The following is a 17,490-nucleotide window of genomic DNA, read 5'->3' on the forward strand; positions in this document are numbered from 1 at the left end:
CTCGCATCTTTAGGTGGTTTGGGTATACTAACGGCTTCATTTTATGAGGCTGTTATGATTTCAAAAAACCAACTGAAACTTATTCGAGCATTAGGTCAGAAGAAATACCGCAAGCAATACAACCAGTATTTAGTTCAAGGTGAAAAAAATGTCCTTGAGTTATTAAACAGTGGTTTGAGTATCGCAAATATATTCGCAACCCCCGCGTTTATTGCCGCGCATCGCTCAGCACTTGCAGCCCATCAAATTATCGAAGCCGATGAAGACAGTCTAACGAAAGCCAGCACCTTGGTGACCAATAACGCAGCCATTGCTGTTGTTGATATGCCAAAGCAGCAAGCATTACCCACCTCGGGCCTTATTTTAGCGCTAGACGGCGTATCAGACCCCGGTAACTTAGGCACAATTATTCGCGTGGCGGACTGGTATGGAATTAACCATATAGTGACAAGCCAAGACAGTGCCGATGCATATAATCCAAAAACCATTAGTGCAACCATGGGGTCATTTGCCCGTGTGACAGTGTCGCAAACCGATTTAACGTGCTATTTACCGAGCTTAAACCTGCCCGTTTATGGGGCTTTTTTAGCGGGTGATAATATTCATCAAGCAAAGCTTAAACAAGATGCTGTTCTTTTAATGGGCAGTGAGTCGCACGGTATTCGCCCAGATTGTGAAAAGCTGGTCACTGATAAAATAACCATACCTGCTTATGGTCAGGCTGAATCGCTGAACGTAGCCATGGCAACAGGCATTATTTTAGATAATTTTAAACGTCACGCTTAACCTTTTGTTATAAAATGAGTTAAATTGCAGAATAATAATAAAAATCGGTAAAACAACTAGATGCGCTTAAGCACCATAAAGTTAGCGGGTTTCAAATCGTTTGTTGAACCCACTAAAATCCCATTTCCTGATCAAATGACTTGTGTTGTCGGGCCTAACGGCTGTGGCAAATCAAATGTTATTGATGCGGTGCGCTGGGTGCTTGGTGAAAGTTCAGCGAAGAACTTACGTGGCGATGCCATGACCGATGTTATTTTTAATGGCTCAACCAATCGTAAGCCGATTTCACAGGCCTCTGTTGAGCTAATTTTTGATAATACCAGTGGTCATTTACCGAATACGTTTGCTGACAGGAACCAAGTTGCTATTAAGCGTTTGGTAACGCGTGATGGGCAATCTATTTATTTTCTTAATGGCAGCAAATGTCGTAAGCGCGACATTACTGATATTTTCTTGGGAACAGGGCTTGGGCCGCGAAGCTATGCCATTATAGAACAAGGCATGATATCGCGACTAATCGAGAGTAAGCCTGCCGATTTGCGTGTGTTTTTAGAAGAAGCCGCGGGGGTGTCTAAATACAAAGAGCGCCGACGCGAAACACAAACCCGTATTAAAAGTACTCGCGAAAACCTTGAGCGCTTACTGGATGTTCGTAAAGAGTTACAAACGCAACTCGATAAACTTGCTGTACAGTCAGTCGACGCGAAAAAATACCGTGAGTTAAAAGCCACAGAGCGGACTCTAAAAGGGCAAATTGCGGTTTTAAAGTGGCAAAAGCTGCATCAACAGCAAGTTGATAAGGCTGCTGAAATAGATAAGCTTAAAGAACAAATACAGTTTTTTAAAGAAGCCCACTCTGGTCATGATGATGTTTTAGCGAGCCTTGAGAATCAAGTACAGCTTGAGCAGCAAAAATTACAAGATGCACAACACGCGCAGCACCAAACTCACACTGAGTTAACGCGTAAAGAGCAGCAACAAATCAGCTTAAAGCAACAGCAGCAAAATATTAGTCAAAACTTGATTAAGCAGCAGCAACTGCAATTGCAAAACAAAGAGTTGCAGGCTGAGCAACACGCTGCGGCTTCTTTACTGCAAGAGCAGTTACAAGAAGCGATAGAGCAAAGTTTATTATGTGCAGAGCACGTGGCCGAAGTTGAACTTCACGCATCAGAACAACATCAGCACAGACATACTGCTTCACAGGAATACCAGCGTGCATTAGAGCAAAGTCAAACGCTCAGTAGTGAGGTGACAGTAGCCAAAAATCAGCTGGCGCATTTTTCGCAATCCATCGACCAACTAGAGACACAGCTTAAACAGCTTACGGACGAAATCAGTGAGCTTGAAGCGACTCCTGTTGCGACGCAGATTACTGAGCAGCAAACTCATATCCAAGCGCTCACCAAGGAACTTGCTCAACAGCAAACGGCTCTGAATCGGCTGACACAAAATCTAGTGCAAACAGAGACAGAGCAAGCACAGTTAGCGCAAGCACTACAACGGGTGCAACAACACAGCAATGAAAATAAAGCCAGTATTGCGGCACTGAGTTCAGTCCTGAGTGAGCATGCTGACAGTGACCGCACTTCTTTATTATCACAATTAAAAGTAACGCCAGGTTTTGAGCCTCTCGTTGAGCAAGCTTTACTGGGTCTTGAGCATTTACAGGTCAGCAAAAATGCGCAGCCTAATAGTGTTTGGTCACAGACCCTTGCTGTGCCTGATCATTCATTAGCACAATACATTGAACAGGGGATTTACCCTGAATTGCTGACACGATTTGCATTTCAAGCAACGTTTGATGAAGCGATTCTAGCGGATCCATATTGGCTCGCCGTGATTGATGAAAAGGGCTGTATTTATGGTCGTAATTTTCAAGCTGATGCAAAAAAAGACACGGACAACTCACTGCTGTTAAAACATGCCCAGTTGAGTGATGCAGAGGAACTTGATGAAGAGCTCAATGAGCAAATCGCAGACAAGCAACAGCAGCTCGACAGTCACCTTACCAAAAAGAACACGCTCATCGCTGAAAAAGAGCAACACAGAGAGCGTATTCATCACGTTGCGCAGCAAATTGCCTCAGCAAGTACTCGCAGAGACATGCTCCTTGAGCAGCAAACGCAGTGGCAAAATCAACTGGCTAAATTACAGCTGCGCAAAACGTCGCTTAAAGAGCAAATGCAAGGTGTCGTTCAGCAACAAGAAAACCAACAATTGCGCCTAGAAGATTTGCTAGAACACCACGCAACGCTTGAAAGTAACCTTGAACAGGCTAAGCAAGTGCAAATGGATGCTGACAATCAGTATCGCCAAGTTGCGTCTCAATTAGAGCATTACAAGACACTTGCCCATCAAGCGAATTTAGCGGAACAAAAAGCCCGTAGTGAGTGTCAACTCAGTGAAACAAAATTACAACATGCTGATGCAGCACATACAGCCGCAAGTGACGCTGTTTTAGAATTAACAGCGCAGTTAGAAGAGTTAGTGATCCCGCTTGAAGAGACGGCAGAGCATATTGTGTTATTGCTTGAAAAACATCAACAAAGTGACGTTGAGCTAAAAAACTTGCAAGCGTCACTGACTCACGCTAAAAAGGAACTAGCGGATAAGCAGGCATCGCTTAAATCATCGCAATCAGAGCTAGTTACGTTGCAAGAACAACTGCAATCACTGGCGTTAGATGAACAAAGTTTGCTTGTAAAAGCGCAAGCGGCGCTGGAGCCACTTGAAGAGTTGGATCAACACTTAAAAACAGTGCTTGAATCACTGCCAGACAATGCCAACTTAAATAGTATGCAAAGCATGCTATCTAAAACGACGCAGGGCTTACATGAACTAGGGGCAGTTAACTTAGCCGCGATCGATGAGTTTGAGCAGGCTAAGCAGCGAAGTGACTATTTAGATCAGCAACTTGATGATTTAACTCAAGCACTTAATACGCTTGAGGGCGCGATTCAAAAAATCGACCGCGAAACGAAAAATCGATTTAAGGCGACGTTTGAACAAGTAAATAGTGATTTTGGTGAGTTATTTCCAAAAGTATTTGGCGGCGGAAGCGCTTACTTAGAATTAACCAGTGATGACTTGCTTGAAAGTGGTGTTAGTATAATGGCACGGCCTCCTGGCAAGAAAAATTCGACAATTCACCTGCTTAGTGGTGGAGAAAAAGCGCTGACCGCATTATCATTGGTGTTTTCAATATTCAGGCTCAATCCAGCTCCATTCTGTATGCTAGATGAAGTGGATGCGCCATTGGATGATGCAAATGTGGGTCGTTTTTGCCGTTTGGTAGAAGAGATGTCACAATCAGTGCAATTTATTTATATCAGTCATAATAAGATTGCTATGGAAATGGCAGGCAGATTGACGGGTGTAACTATGGCTGAACCAGGCGTTTCACGTATGGTTGCCGTAGATATCGAACAAGCTGTGCAAATGGCACATGCATAAATTTAGTTTGGCATATCAAATAATAAAGGTGAGGGGATGGCCGAAGAATTAAGATGGGCTTTAATCGTAATCAGTGTATTTGTCATTGGTGGTTTATTAATTCATGGTTTATGGTCTGTGCGCAAAAAGGATAATCCTGATGTTGAGCAGCAAGAACGGGTTGAGCCAAATGAAGCAAGTGCAGAAACGAGTGAATCTTCACAGCCTTATGCGCAAGAGCGTGATGAGCCTGAGTTTGGTGATTTAAGCTTTACTGCTGAAAACACCGAAGAGCCAGACGTTGAAGTCGAAGAAGCGGCTGACACTGAAGAGCAACCAGAATCGCCTGCACCGACAGACTTTATAATTGTGCACTTACAGATGCCTGAAGGCTTAGCAATGGAGGGCAGTCAATTACTGCCAGCTGTTAATATGCTAGGTTTCAAATACTCGGATGAAGGCTTCTTTAATCGCCATCTAGACCCCGCTGGAACAGGCCCTGTGTTATTCCGTTTGGTGAATATGTACAATCCTGGAACGTTTGATATTGATAATATGGAACAGTTCAGCACAGCGGGTGTCAGTTTGTTTATGACATTACCATGCGATGGTGATGGCCTAAGTGCCTTCAATATGTTGCACAGCGCTGCTAAAAAGTTAGCGGATGAGTTTGGTGCGACTATTTTAGATAGCAACCGTGAAGAAATGACGGTTGATAGCGTACGTGAATATGTTGAAAAGGTAAGAAGCTTTTCAGCGTAATCCATATTCGCAAGTAAATGATTGTTAGGCCACTTGGCGTTAAGTCGTCTAAGTGGCTTTTTTATGTAGATTTTTGAGGTTTTCATGTCCAGCCCTATCTTTGAGCAAATTAGTCAACTACGTGCCCAGTTAGAAGAGCATAACCATAATTATTATGTGCTGGATGCACCCAGTATTCCCGATGCTGAATATGACCGCTTAATGCGAGAACTAAGTAGCTTAGAGCAAGCAAATCCTGAGTTTCAGAGCCCTGATTCACCCAGCCAAAAAGTGGGTGGAGCCGCGCTTGATAAATTTGAACAAGTAACCCACCAAGTTCCTATGTTGTCGCTTGATAATGCTTTTTCACAAGAAGAGTTTGCGGCGTTTAATCGCCGAATTAAAGAGCGCGTGATGGATTCCCGCGAACTCACATTTTGCTGCGAACCAAAGCTTGACGGTTTAGCTGTGTCGATTATTTATCGTAATGGTGTGCTGGTTCAAGCTGCAACACGTGGCGATGGTATGGTGGGTGAGAACATTACACAAAACGTGAAAACGATTCGTAATGTGCCATTAAAACTTCGCGGCAATGACTTTCCTGCTGAACTTGAAGTACGCGGCGAAGTATTTATGGACAGTGCAGGCTTTGCAAAACTGAACAGCGACGCTGAAAAGCGAGGCGAAAAGGTATTTGTTAACCCTCGTAATGCTGCGGCTGGGAGTTTACGTCAGCTCGATTCTAAGGTAACGGCAAAACGCCCATTAATGTTTTATGCATACAGCACAGGGCTGGTGGCTGATGGGCAATTGCCAGAAGATCATTACCAACAACTGGCAAAATTGACTGATTGGGGATTACCACTTTGCCCTGAAACTAAGTTAGTTGAAGGTCAACAGGCGGCGCTTGATTATTACCAAGACATCTTAGCGCGCCGAAGTGAGCTTGCCTATGAAATTGACGGAGTGGTTATTAAGGTCAACGACAAAAAGCTCCAAGAGCGCTTGGGCTTTGTTGCCCGCGCCCCCCGTTGGGCTATTGCGTTTAAGTTTCCAGCTCAAGAAGAAATTACACAACTTTTAGATGTTGAATTCCAAGTAGGCCGAACGGGTGCAATTACACCGGTAGCACGTTTGGAGCCCGTATTTGTTGGCGGAGTGACTGTATCGAATGCCACTTTGCATAATGGGGATGAAATAGCCCGTTTAGGCGTTAAAATTGGCGATACGGTGATTATTCGCCGCGCAGGCGATGTAATCCCTCAAATTACCCAAGTGGTACTGGAGCGTCGTCCTGAGAGTGCAAGAGAGATTGTATTCCCAACCACTTGTCCAATTTGTGACTCGCATGTAGAGCGTATCGAGGGTGAAGCAGTTGCACGATGCACCGGTGGGTTGGTGTGCCAAGCACAACGTAAACAAGCAATTAAGCATTTTGCTTCACGTAAAGCGCTTGATATTGACGGGTTAGGAGACAAAATTGTTGACCAATTAGTCGATCGTGAGCTTATCAAAACGCCTGCTGATTTATTTATTTTAAAACAAGGTCACTTTGAGTCACTTGAACGAATGGGGCCAAAGTCTGCTAAAAATTTGGTGAATGCGCTGCAAGAGGCAAAGCAAACTACGTTAGCTAAATTTCTTTACTCTTTGGGTATTCGTGAAGTCGGTGAAGCAACAGCTCAAAACCTCGCTAATCACTTTTTAACCTTAGAGAAAATTACACAAGCCAGTGTTGATGCACTAACAGAAGTGAGCGATGTGGGTGAAATTGTTGCTAAGCATGTGCGCGGGTTCTTTAGTGAAGAGCACAACATGGCTGTTGTTAATGCGTTAATAGAGCAGGGAATTCATTGGCCAGCTTTAAATGCACCAAGCGCTGAGAAGCAACCTTTAGCTGGTCTGACGTATGTTTTAACAGGCACCTTAAGTGAGCTTAATCGAAACGATGCGAAAGCGCGTCTGCAAGCTCTCGGTGCAAAAGTATCGGGGAGTGTGTCGGCTAAAACAAATGCCCTTATTGCAGGTGAAAAAGCAGGCTCTAAACTAACAAAAGCACAAGAGTTGGGTATTGAGGTGCTTACTGAAGCCGATTTAATTACTTTATTAAGTGAACACAATGGATAGTTTTCAGCAAGCTGTCTCGTCAGTCGCTTTAACGATAGGGCAGTGGATTCAACCCCATTTGTATAATATTTCTTTATTGTTAGTGGTGTGTTTTATCTCATTATATGCCAACGATATTATTAAAGTGACTAAGCGCTTTGTTGCCAGACGTCACTTTATTATTCGCGTGTTATGCTTTGTTGCCGTGACAGGCTTTGGTATGGGGCTTTTGGTGGTGTTTGTGACGCCATTTTTAAGTAAGCTACTGATGTTATTAGGTATAAAGTGGTTAGGTTTAACGTTAACCGGTGCATTCTTGGTATTGGGTGTTATCGCAGATAAGAAGAATCAGCTATGATGCGTTACGGGCCAGAATATTGGGATAAACATGGCGCTTATCGAACCCCCATAGCGTTTCATTTAACCTTGTTAGTACTGCTTCGTAGTTATTTTATCTGGTTAATGGCCGCGCTAAGTCGGCGCCCTGATTTAGATATTATGTCGTTGTTTTTTAGCTCTAAATCAGAATTTTTTATGGCGATAGGCATTGCAGCAATTGCGCTGTTACCCGCGGTTGTTTTTTGTTTTAGAAGGCCACAAGAAAACCCTGAAACCGCTAAGCGGTGGGCAACTGTGTGGCGTTTTATGCGATGGCCTTTGATTGTGTGTGCTGTGATAGATTTAGGCTGGCTGACCTACCAAGCCGCGCACAGTTATTATCAATTCTCATTTTTTTTGGCGTGCCAAATGGTATTGGTGCTTTGGGTGCTACTTTATCTGGTAAAAAGTCGCTATTTATCCGTGTTTTTCAATGATTGGCCCGATCCAATCGTAAAAAAAGGAAACTAACCATGCTGGCTATTAATCAATTACTAGCAAAAATTTCAGCATTGATTGCAGTGGTATTGATTGCCCTGTGGTTTTTTACACCACTTTGGCACAGTGTCGCGTTTTCTTTTTTTGTTCTTTTGTGGGCTTTTATTACAGTATCAAGTCTGTACCGTGTGACACCTTTATTCGTGTCACGCAATCCAATTGAAGATTCATTAAAGCGCGATGTTAACCAGTTAGCATTGATTAGCCTTTCCGGTTTGTTTGATTTTAAACGCAAAGCGGAATTTGTATTAATAGGGCAGATTAAAAAGATAAAAATTGGCGATGGCATTATTCATGTTACCGATATCAATGAACAGACATTGACCGCAGTTTTAAGCGTTGCAGAGTCGAAAATTGACGCTTATTTACATACCTTACTGTCTGAACGAGAACGCGAAAATATAAAAATAATTAAGCAGTCTAGTACCGACTAGCCATAATACAGAATCATTTGATGGACTTAGCCTGTTGCTATCTGCGTTAAAAATTGCTCATGAACGACAGTTTCGTTGTGGGCGTTAGAGCAAGGCAGGAGCAATGGCCGATAGCAACTAAATATCATCGTTTATGCCTTGCGACCACACGGTTTTTTTTGCATCAAAATAGATCATTTAAGTAAGTAAATTGGTATAAGGTTTAATTTGCTTAACTATTTTTTAAGCAGTATTTTGAACGTGGGTTTATCAATCCTAGGAGAACACAATGTTAACTTGGCAAGATATTTTAGAGTTTGCCCACAACGGCAATCCAACACCTCCCCGTAGAGTTGAAAAAACGCCATTAGAGTGGCAGCGTGAGCTTGCGCAAGATACTTTCTATGTAACACGCCAAAAAGGCACAGAGCGTCCGCACAGCTCTGATTCATGCACACTCTTTGAGCCTGGGAAATATGCGTGTGTATGTTGCGATAATTTATTGTTTGATGCCGATGAAAAGTTTGACAGTGGCACTGGTTGGCCTTCATTTACCCAACCAAGCAGCGTCGATAGCATTGCGTACATAGCCGATACAAGTCACGGTATGCAACGTATTGAGGCTATTTGTAATGTCTGCGATGCCCATTTAGGTCATGTTTTTCCTGATGGTCCGCCGCCAAGTGGTTTGCGCTACTGCATGAATGCGGTTGCAATGAAAAAATGCGATTAGGTAAACTAATCTAAATATTGCGCAATAATAAAAATAAGGTGCTCTCGGTAAATTGGCTTACTGATAGTGTAGTCTGTCAAGATACTTGATTGTGCCTTATCATCCTTTAAAGCCGAGGCTGTTACAGCAATAATCGGGATATGTTTAAAACGATCATCACTGCGAATTAACTGGCTGGCTTCAAGCCCTCCCATTACAGGCATCTTCAAATCCATTATGATTAGGTCAGGCTGATGTTGCTCTATTTTTTTCAGTGCATCTTCACCATTAATTGCCGTATCGATAGTAAAACTCCAGCGCGATAAGAATGATTCTAAATAATCACGGTTATAGGGAATGTCGTCTACGATTAAAATGCGCGCAGGATTAAAGTGATAACTAGTGATTGCAGGGTAATTACGGTGCTCAATTTCTGTTATTGATTCAGCTAACTCGACGTTGGGAATTGAAACAATAAACTCACTGCCTTTGCCTTTTTCACTGATAACCGATAACTCGCCGCCCATTAATTTTATAAAGCGTAATGAAATAGCAAGGCCTAAGCCTGTACCACCAAACTCAGAACTGCGTTGTCCTTGAACTTGTTCAAAGTCATTAAAGATTAAATCTTGTTGATCTTTTGGAATGCCTTTACCGGTATCTTTCACATGAATTTTTATATCAAGGTGGCTGTCGTCATCATGTGGTTTAAAGTCAAAGTATACGCTTACACTGCCTTGTGACGTAAACTTAATAGCATTACTTATTAAGTTGGTAAGTACTTGACGAAGCTTGTTACTGTCGAGCAATACGGGGGGAGTGAGATCAGGGTGTGCGGTTACTTTAAAATTGAGATCTTTTTGTGCGCTGAGCTGTAAAAACATCATATTTAATTCATGGCACATGGTGGGAATTTCAACCCGCTCAATATCGAGCTGCATTTTACCTGCATCGACTTTTGATAAATCAAGAATATCGTTTAGTACGTTTAATAACGAATTGCCTGAGATGGAAATCGCTTCAAGGTAGCGGCGTTTGTTTTTGTCGGTTTCGCTGTCTTGCAATAATTGGCTGAAGCCTAACACGGCATTTAAAGGTGTTCTTAACTCGTGAGACATATTGGCTAAAAAGCGACTTTTTGCTTGGTTTGATTGTTCTGCTTGTTCTTTTGCATCCAAGTATTCTTGAGTGCGCTTAGCCACGGTTTCTTCGAGTTGGCTGTGCTGTTCATGCATGCTGTTAATTTGTTGTCTAACCGCGGCTCGCATCATTTTAAAGCCACTGGCAAGTGTGCCTATTTCATCTTGGCTTTTAATATTAATAGGGCAATTTAAATCGCCTGTGGTCACTGCATGGGAGAACTCAACAAGTTGATCAATGGGTTGCAAAATTATGCGCCTAATAATGATATAAGCAATAATGAGTGCAGTTAGCAGATAGATTGCAAATAAAGAGACGGCGTTACTGATAATAGATTTGGTTTTTTGGGATAAATCGATGTCAGAAAACGTGACAATAACGTAACCAATATTTTCACCGTAATGATTTTTTACTGGCACTGTTACAGCGTACTGGTGATCAAGCGCGATAATATTATTTCGTCTCGGATTGAGTTGCTGCAATATCGTTTGATTCGTCTCTAAGGTATCGACTTTGCTGTTATCGGGGTGAGCCGCAATAAAGTTATTTTGATCAATAAAATAAATGGTTTTGAGGTCATCAAAGGTATTATGTTTGAGAATATTTTTTAATGTTATCCCCTGAATTTTTAAGACCCAACTGCCAGCGGTGTTATCTGATGTTAATGAGTTTATTTCAGACAGCATCGGCGAAACAATCGCGTCTGCTTTTTCACTCATATTAAGCAAGGTTTGCTCTTTTAATTCCAAGACATGTATAGCCGTGCTCACGCCTAAAATTAGCGTGATAGTAAAACCGATGATTATCAGAATTTTATGCGCAATACTGATTCTCATTGGCTGCTCTTAGTTTGTGTTTTTAAAGCGTGCATGTTTGCATTAATTTTTGCATCAGTACTTTTAATTAATTGTTTAATGTCGGCACCATAAAATATTTGGCTAAATGTTTGCGAAATAATTTCACCAATGACTGGAAATTCAACCATACCGGCTTGCAGTCGATCAGGCGTGGCATGCTCAAATACCCATAGCATTGCGTTGTTAAAGCCGGGTTTATTGACTAAAGTAAATAGCTTTTCGTGCCATACCTTTTGTCTTGGTGGCGACCCCCCGGTGCTGAGTAAAGCGGCCGTTTGCTCACTCGTCGCCCATTGAATAAATAACCAGGCTGCAATTTTTTTATTAGAATGACTATTAATCGCAAATGCCCATGCCCATGGTGATGTTTCTCTGGCAACAGGTCCTTTTGGAAGGGGAGCGGCTTCCCATTTATTCCAAATATCGGATTCTTCAGCCGTGTCTATTTCATTGTAAAAGTGAGACGCAAGGATTGCCGAAGCCAGTTTGCCGTGTTTAAACAATTGACGTATCTCATAAAAATGCAGTAAGCGGCTATTTTCCGGATTACCGTAACCTGTGACTAAGTTCCGATACATTTTAAGGCTTTGTGCCGTCTGTGGACTATCAAATGTTGATATACCTTGTTCATTGAGCACTTCTGCGCCATAGGCACGCATTACGGGTAACACCGTCCATGTATTAAGCCCTGCACCGGGTAGTGTGCGTGAAGCAAACGCGTGCATGCCGGCGAGTTTAGAGTCGGCATCAATCGCGCGCTGTAATTTTATTTTAGTTGCGTGTAACTGCTCGTAAGTATCTGGCACTTCAAGATTAAAGCGCTCAAATAAATCTTTGCGATAAAAATAAATAGGGGCTGAAAAATCAAAAGGTAAAGAATAAAGTTTGTTATCTATTTTGCAAAGAGTGAGGCTTCTTTCGCTAATATCTTCAAGTTGATACCACGTTTTATCAGTTATGAGTGGGTTATCTAGATAAGGTTGTAGGGGCTCTATCCAGCCTTGATTTTGTGCTTCACCTAAAAATGTAATGCCCATAGGCAATACATCGTATAGGCCTAAACCTTCGCTTAAATCTTGATGACGACGAGAGCGCATTTGAGATTGTTCCAGCGCATGAAAACCAACAGAAATCCCGGTAAGTTGCTCAAACAGGGGGATATAAGGTTTAAGGGCCAAAAATGCGGGCTGCTCGTCAGCCAGTATATTTATATGACTGCCTGCTTCACTTTGCCAATTTATATTAGCTTGCTGCCAATACTGCAAAGTAGCAGAAGCAATACTGACTGGACTGAAGAGTGCTATTGCAGCTAAAAGAAGCTTAATAGATTTCAAAAAAGGGCGCTCCATAATGAGAACATTTACTCAGATAGCTGAAGATTCATTTTTGCAGCTTGCGCTTTTATTTTTTCGAAGCGAGTGGCTTGCTCATCGTGTAATGTGTATTCATTAAGTAAAGCGTAGCATTTTTTTGCTAGCAATAAGTTAAATGATTGCCCTTGCGCATTAGAGTCGAATAAACATTGTAAAAGATTCAATGCAATACTGGCGTTTTTAGGCATAATTCTAAAGGCCTGTGTAAACGCTTCGAGCGCAATATTTAGCTGGCCTTTATTAAATTGCGTAACAGCATGGTTATTGAGTTCTTTCGGCCCCATTTTGATATCACGACGTTCAGTTTGCTGTTGTTGAATGTAGCGAAGAAACACAGGATCACTTACCGAAGGATGGCGCTCACAATGGCTTATAATTTGATTAAAGAGTGTTTGCGCTTTGTTGTGAAAACCGAGCTCGTGGAATGCCTTTGCTTTATCAAGCGCACCATCAACAGAACGAATTTGACTGTCACTCTCATCAAGTTGCTCGATTAGGGCCTTTGCTTTTTTATGCTCGTCTTTCAAATAATGTAAACGTGCGTTGAGTACATCAATTTGGGTTTGATTGTTACTATTTGGAAACTGTTGTTTTAAATCATTTAAATATTGATTTGTTTGTCTCGCAATACGATTAACTTGGTCTGTTTGATCTGTTGTCAGAGCAAAATCGATACCTGCCCGTGCTGCATTTAAGTATATATCAGGGTGATCGTGTATGGAGTGCTTTGCATAACTGGCGATATCTTTTTGCGTTAAGTAGCTTTTCTCGTAGTCATGATTTAACAGTGATACATGGCTGAGTGCTTTTTGTCGCTCAATGTTTCTTGGTGCTATATCAACAGCTTGACTAAAAAATAGTTGAGCGTCATCAAACTTATTAAGTTTAATGTCTAAACGACCTAACAAATCAAGGGCCACAAGGCGAGTTTCACTGCGCTGTAGCATGGTTTTTAACATGCGTTGAGCAAGAATATGCTCATTATTGGCAATAAGCGCCTCTACTAACCCGACTTTAGCCCACGTAAACTTTTGTATATCGAGTACGGATTTAAAAAATGTTTTTGCATCTTCATTTCGATTTAAACGAAGTAGGGCATCACCTTTTAATCGTAATAAAATGGCACTGTAGGTATTACTTTTATTTTGTAGTAATTCATCGATTTTCTTTATTGCTTTCGAGTCATTTTCATCATCAATTAGCTGATAAACACTGTAAAGGTGGTGCTTACGTAGTAGTACTTTCTCAATACGGCTTTTTAATTCATAAATGGTAAATGGCTTTACTAAAAAATCGTCAGGCTGGAGCTCTAACACACTGTGAACTAGAGAACCGCTTGTTTCGGCTGAAATGAAAATAAACCCTGTGGAGTTTTTAATTAAGCGTTTAACTTTAAGTTCTTCGTAAAGTTGGTAGCCATCTTGGTGCTTACTTAAATTGAATGAGCAAACGATGAGATCAAATTGTTCGTCCTGACATTGTTCTTTGGCTGAAATGGCATGGTCAGCAAAGCGCAGTTGTCGAAAACCTAATCCTTCGAGGGATTGTTTCATGTAGCTTTGAGCGAGTGGTTGCTCTTCAACTATTAAAATTTTGGCTTTCGAAAAAATCTTTGCAGGCATTGGACTTGCGATCGAGTGATATTAACAGTGACTATAATAAACAGTCTAGCTGCTGACAAGGCAAATTACAGGTTTTCAGTTAATTTAAAAACCTGACTCATGCTATAGCATGACTTATGTCGTATTTTTTATTTCCTTTTTATCTCAAAGAATTAGCTTAACAATCAGCTACAAACGTGATGATATTTATATTAGTGAATATCAAAAATGGCACAACGACTAGACGTGTTTTACAGGTGGTGGGTCGTACTGGACTAGCACCATCGAGCCGAGTCTTTGTAGAGAGTAACGATGCTTTTAGAAAATTTTTAATATGGAGCATAGAAAAGAGTGTTTTATAGCTGGTGGGTCGTACTGGACTTGCACCATCGAGCCTAGTCTTTGTAGAGAGTGGCGATGCTTTTAGAAAATTTTTAATATGGAGTATGGAAAAGAGTGTTTTATAGGGGTGGGTTGTACTGAACTTGAATCATCGAGCTTAGTCTTTGTAAAGAGTGGCGATGCTTTTAGAAAGTTTAGAATATAAAGTATGGAGTATGAAAAGAGAGTTTTATATGTGGTGGGTCGTACTGGACTTGAACCAGTGACCCTCGCCTTGTAAGGGCGATGCTCTCCCAACTGAGCTAACGACCCACATATAATTGCCGAAAGGCTAATTTGTAAAGATTAAATGGTGGGTCGTACTGGACTTGAACCAGTGACCCTCGCCTTGTAAGGGCGATGCTCTCCCAACTGAGCTAACGACCCAAATAATCTTTTTCTTCGCGATACCATTTTTAAAATGGTGGGTCGTACTGGACTTGAACCAGTGACCCTCGCCTTGTAAGGGCGATGCTCTCCCAACTGAGCTAACGACCCGCGAAGAATAATCTAAATGAGAACACCATTAAACTTGGATTAATGGTGGGTCGTACTGGACTTGAACCAGTGACCCTCGCCTTGTAAGGGCGATGCTCTCCCAACTGAGCTAACGACCCATTTAGATTGTGTAATATGAAGTACCATTAAAAGATAATGGTGGGTCGTACTGGACTTGAACCAGTGACCCTCGCCTTGTAAGGGCGATGCTCTCCCAACTGAGCTAACGACCCATATTACATGCAATAAATTCTTAATGTTGAGTTTACACCATTTAAATGGTGGGTCGTACTGGACTTGAACCAGTGACCCTCGCCTTGTAAGGGCGATGCTCTCCCAACTGAGCTAACGACCCATTAAGAACTTTAGATATGAACACCATTTAATAATGGTGGGTCGTACTGGACTTGAACCAGTGACCCTCGCCTTGTAAGGGCGATGCTCTCCCAACTGAGCTAACGACCCATATCTAAAAAACAACTCATTGCTGCGTTGTTGTGGGGCGCTATTATAGATAGAGTTGTAAATGTGTCAACACTTGAATGAGTAAAAATGTGCTAGATGCAGCTTTTATAAACAACGACATGGCTTTTTTACATTTTTTGATGAACAATTATGCAATTCAGTGCTTTTCCTTCTATACGCAAGCTGACTTTTAGGCTGTTTGGGGTCAATTACTTTAGCGAGGATGAGCTGTGTTAGTTTTGTTTATATGTAAATGCATTTGTCGGTTGTATAAATAAGTACAACGCAGTGCTCTTTTTTAACGTTAATTAAAAGGGCGTGGGGGAGGGGAAGAATGATCAATTTAGTTATAAAATTAAGATATCGCCGTTTTCCATATAAATGTATACCTTTTAGTAAGCGAAACCTCCTTTCATTGAGGCACAATAAAATCTAAACAGCACGCTAATATGTAAAATTCAGCTATTTATTAGTGGATTGTATAAAATAGCTTCTCCTCGGGGTGTTATTTAGTCAGCTTGTTGAAATTTAAATCATTTAAATAAAGTTAGATAAAAAACTGTTGACTTTATTTGGGGGGCTGCATAGAATGCGCCCCGCACTCAGCGATACACGTCAGCATTAGTTGGTAGTGTGTATGCAAAGTCGGGGCTATAGCTCAGCTGGGAGAGCGCTTCGCTGGCAGCGAAGAGGTCTGCGGTTCGATCCCGCATAGCTCCACCAATTTTGCATAGTGTTTGTCCTAGGGTAGCAGTTTCTGCGTCCCCATCGTCTAGAGGCCTAGGACACCGCCCTTTCACGGCGGTAACAGGGGTTCGAATCCCCTTGGGGACGCCACTTATTTATGTAAGTGAGCTAATACTAAGGCGCTAAACATGTCAATCTCGAGTATTTACATGTTAATTTAGCAACCTTACTCTGATATGAGTCAAACTATCATTTAATGTCCTAGTGACACATTTTTGTGTCCCCATCGTCTAGAGGCCTAGGACACCGCCCTTTCACGGCGGTAACAGGGGTTCGAATCCCCTTGGGGACGCCACTTACTTTAACCGTGTTAAAGAAGGTGTTGTGTTATTAAACAGCTCGCCTGAATCGAGCTTAACTATTCAGTTGTCCTAGTGACACATTCTTGTGTCCCCATCGTCTAGAGGCCTAGGACACCGCCCTTTCACGGCGGTAACAGGGGTTCGAATCCCCTTGGGGACGCCACTTACTTTAACCATGTTAAAGAGGGTGTTGTGTTATTAAACAGCTCGTCTGAATCGAGTTTAACTATTCAGTTGTCCTAGTGACACATTTTTGTGTCCCCATCGTCTAGAGGCCTAGGACACCGCCCTTTCACGGCGGTAACAGGGGTTCGAATCCCCTTGGGGACGCCACTTACTTTAACCGTGTTAAAGAGGGTGTTGTGTTATTAAACAGCTCGCCTGAATCGAGTTTAACTATTCAGTTGTCCTAGTGACACATTCTTGTGTCCCCATCGTCTAGAGGCCTAGGACACCGCCCTTTCACGGCGGTAACAGGGGTTCGAATCCCCTTGGGGACGCCACTTACTTTAACCGTGTTAAAGAGGGTGTTGTGTTATTAAACAGCTCGCCTGAATCGAGCTTAACTATTCAGTTGTCCTAGTGACACATTCTTGTGTCCCCATCGTCTAGAGGCCTAGGACACCGCCCTTTCACGGCGGTAACAGGGGTTCGAATCCCCTTGGGGACGCCACTTACTTTAACCGTGTTAAAGAGGGTGTTGTGTTATTAAACAGCTCGCCTGAATCGAGTTTAACTATTCAGTTGTCCTAGTGACACAGAAACTTTCTGTTTAAGCTAAGGCCATTCGCCTAACAGGCTCGGTCTCATCTTACGCAGAAATAGCAAATCAGTGATTTGCAAACCAATTTCTGCGTCCCCATCGTCTAGAGGCCTAGGACACCGCCCTTTCACGGCGGTAACAGGGGTTCGAATCCCCTTGGGGACGCCACTTACTTGCGTAATTTACATTTATTGCACAGTGAATACTGTAAGATTCAATTCAAAAACTCCTATTTATACATCCCATACTTATCTTATAAAAATCAATTATCTACGCTATTTAATTTCGACTTTT

The 17,490-nt window shown here is 42.1% G+C and carries 11 protein-coding genes and 15 tRNA genes; 16 read left to right on the plus strand and 10 right to left on the minus strand.

Translation table 11 applies throughout. The annotated features are described in order from the left end of the window. Window positions 1–54: 54 nt before the first annotated feature. The 8 genes from GZH31_RS05930 to msrB all read left to right on the plus strand — a co-directional run bounded on the left by GZH31_RS05930 (window position 55) and on the right by msrB (window position 9,090). Window positions 55–786: an RNA methyltransferase gene (locus GZH31_RS05930; protein ID WP_036969551.1), complete on the plus strand. Its 732-nt coding sequence runs from the start codon at window positions 55–57 to the stop codon at window positions 784–786. Between the two features lie 60 nt (window positions 787–846). Next, a complete protein-coding gene (locus GZH31_RS05935; protein WP_036969548.1) occupies window positions 847–4,242 on the plus strand; it encodes a chromosome segregation SMC family protein in 3,396 nt (1,131 codons plus the stop codon). A 36-nt stretch (window positions 4,243–4,278) separates the two neighbouring features. Next, window positions 4,279–4,983, plus strand: coding sequence for a cell division protein ZipA (gene zipA / locus GZH31_RS05940; RefSeq protein ID WP_036969545.1), 705 nt, complete (start codon window positions 4,279–4,281; stop codon window positions 4,981–4,983). 84 nt (window positions 4,984–5,067) lie between these two features. Next, the gene (ligA, locus tag GZH31_RS05945) at window positions 5,068–7,089 is read left to right on the plus strand and encodes an NAD-dependent DNA ligase LigA (RefSeq protein ID WP_180311476.1); all 2,022 of its coding nucleotides are present in this window, start codon (window positions 5,068–5,070) and stop codon (window positions 7,087–7,089) included. After that, on the plus strand, window positions 7,082–7,426 hold the full coding sequence (locus tag GZH31_RS05950; protein ID WP_118844164.1) for a DUF3392 family protein: 345 nt from the start codon (window positions 7,082–7,084) through the stop codon (window positions 7,424–7,426). Before ligA ends, GZH31_RS05950 begins: the two co-directional genes overlap by 8 nt. Continuing rightward, on the plus strand, window positions 7,423–7,917 hold the full coding sequence (locus tag GZH31_RS05955; protein WP_065979790.1) for a DUF2919 domain-containing protein: 495 nt from the start codon (window positions 7,423–7,425) through the stop codon (window positions 7,915–7,917). The genes GZH31_RS05950 and GZH31_RS05955 overlap by 4 nt, the downstream gene beginning before the upstream one ends. A gap of 2 nt (window positions 7,918–7,919) precedes the next feature. Then, complete coding sequence (locus GZH31_RS05960) at window positions 7,920–8,378, plus strand: hypothetical protein (protein WP_036969534.1); 459 nt, start codon at window positions 7,920–7,922, stop codon at window positions 8,376–8,378. Window positions 8,379–8,646: 268 nt separating this feature from the next. Then, window positions 8,647–9,090, plus strand: coding sequence for a peptide-methionine (R)-S-oxide reductase MsrB (gene msrB / locus GZH31_RS05965; RefSeq protein WP_180311477.1), 444 nt, complete (start codon window positions 8,647–8,649; stop codon window positions 9,088–9,090). A gap of 5 nt (window positions 9,091–9,095) precedes the next feature. Here the strand turns inward: msrB and GZH31_RS05970 are convergent, their stop codons facing one another. The 10 genes from GZH31_RS05970 to GZH31_RS06015 all read right to left on the minus strand — a co-directional run bounded on the left by GZH31_RS05970 (window position 9,096) and on the right by GZH31_RS06015 (window position 15,384). Continuing rightward, window positions 9,096–11,045 (minus strand): ATP-binding protein, encoded by a 1,950-nt coding sequence (locus GZH31_RS05970; RefSeq protein WP_075594150.1) that lies wholly within the window; start codon window positions 11,043–11,045, stop codon window positions 9,096–9,098. Beyond that, the gene (locus GZH31_RS05975) at window positions 11,042–12,400 is read right to left on the minus strand and encodes an extracellular solute-binding protein (protein WP_162898029.1); all 1,359 of its coding nucleotides are present in this window, start codon (window positions 12,398–12,400) and stop codon (window positions 11,042–11,044) included. Before GZH31_RS05975 ends, GZH31_RS05970 begins: the two co-directional genes overlap by 4 nt. 26 nt (window positions 12,401–12,426) lie before the next feature. Next, window positions 12,427–14,061 (minus strand): response regulator, encoded by a 1,635-nt coding sequence (locus tag GZH31_RS05980; RefSeq protein WP_036969529.1) that lies wholly within the window; start codon window positions 14,059–14,061, stop codon window positions 12,427–12,429. A 557-nt stretch (window positions 14,062–14,618) separates the two neighbouring features. Further along, a tRNA-Val gene (locus GZH31_RS05985) sits at window positions 14,619–14,694 on the minus strand. Window positions 14,695–14,732: 38 nt separating this feature from the next. Beyond that, window positions 14,733–14,808: transfer RNA gene (locus tag GZH31_RS05990), tRNA-Val, on the minus strand. A gap of 35 nt (window positions 14,809–14,843) precedes the next feature. Then, window positions 14,844–14,919 (minus strand) — tRNA-Val (locus GZH31_RS05995). A 43-nt stretch (window positions 14,920–14,962) separates the two neighbouring features. Continuing rightward, window positions 14,963–15,038 (minus strand) — tRNA-Val (locus GZH31_RS06000). A 38-nt stretch (window positions 15,039–15,076) separates the two neighbouring features. Next, a tRNA-Val gene (locus GZH31_RS06005) sits at window positions 15,077–15,152 on the minus strand. Between the two features lie 46 nt (window positions 15,153–15,198). Continuing rightward, window positions 15,199–15,274 (minus strand) — tRNA-Val (locus tag GZH31_RS06010). Between the two features lie 34 nt (window positions 15,275–15,308). Next, window positions 15,309–15,384: transfer RNA gene (locus GZH31_RS06015), tRNA-Val, on the minus strand. Between the two features lie 647 nt (window positions 15,385–16,031). On the opposite strand from GZH31_RS06015, the gene GZH31_RS06020 reads away from it, so the two are divergent. The 8 genes from GZH31_RS06020 to GZH31_RS06055 all read left to right on the plus strand — a co-directional run bounded on the left by GZH31_RS06020 (window position 16,032) and on the right by GZH31_RS06055 (window position 17,364). Next, window positions 16,032–16,107, plus strand: a tRNA-Ala gene (locus GZH31_RS06020). Window positions 16,108–16,145: 38 nt separating this feature from the next. Beyond that, window positions 16,146–16,221 (plus strand) — tRNA-Glu (locus tag GZH31_RS06025). A gap of 129 nt (window positions 16,222–16,350) precedes the next feature. After that, window positions 16,351–16,426: transfer RNA gene (locus GZH31_RS06030), tRNA-Glu, on the plus strand. Window positions 16,427–16,520: 94 nt separating this feature from the next. Further along, window positions 16,521–16,596 (plus strand) — tRNA-Glu (locus tag GZH31_RS06035). 94 nt (window positions 16,597–16,690) lie between these two features. Then, window positions 16,691–16,766 (plus strand) — tRNA-Glu (locus GZH31_RS06040). 94 nt (window positions 16,767–16,860) lie between these two features. After that, window positions 16,861–16,936 (plus strand) — tRNA-Glu (locus tag GZH31_RS06045). 94 nt (window positions 16,937–17,030) lie between these two features. Continuing rightward, window positions 17,031–17,106, plus strand: a tRNA-Glu gene (locus GZH31_RS06050). Between the two features lie 182 nt (window positions 17,107–17,288). Next, window positions 17,289–17,364 (plus strand) — tRNA-Glu (locus tag GZH31_RS06055). Window positions 17,365–17,490: the final 126 nt, after the last annotated feature.

This window comes from Pseudoalteromonas sp. JSTW, from assembly GCF_013423925.1.
GTDB lineage: Bacteria > Pseudomonadota > Gammaproteobacteria > Enterobacterales > Alteromonadaceae > Pseudoalteromonas > Pseudoalteromonas lipolytica.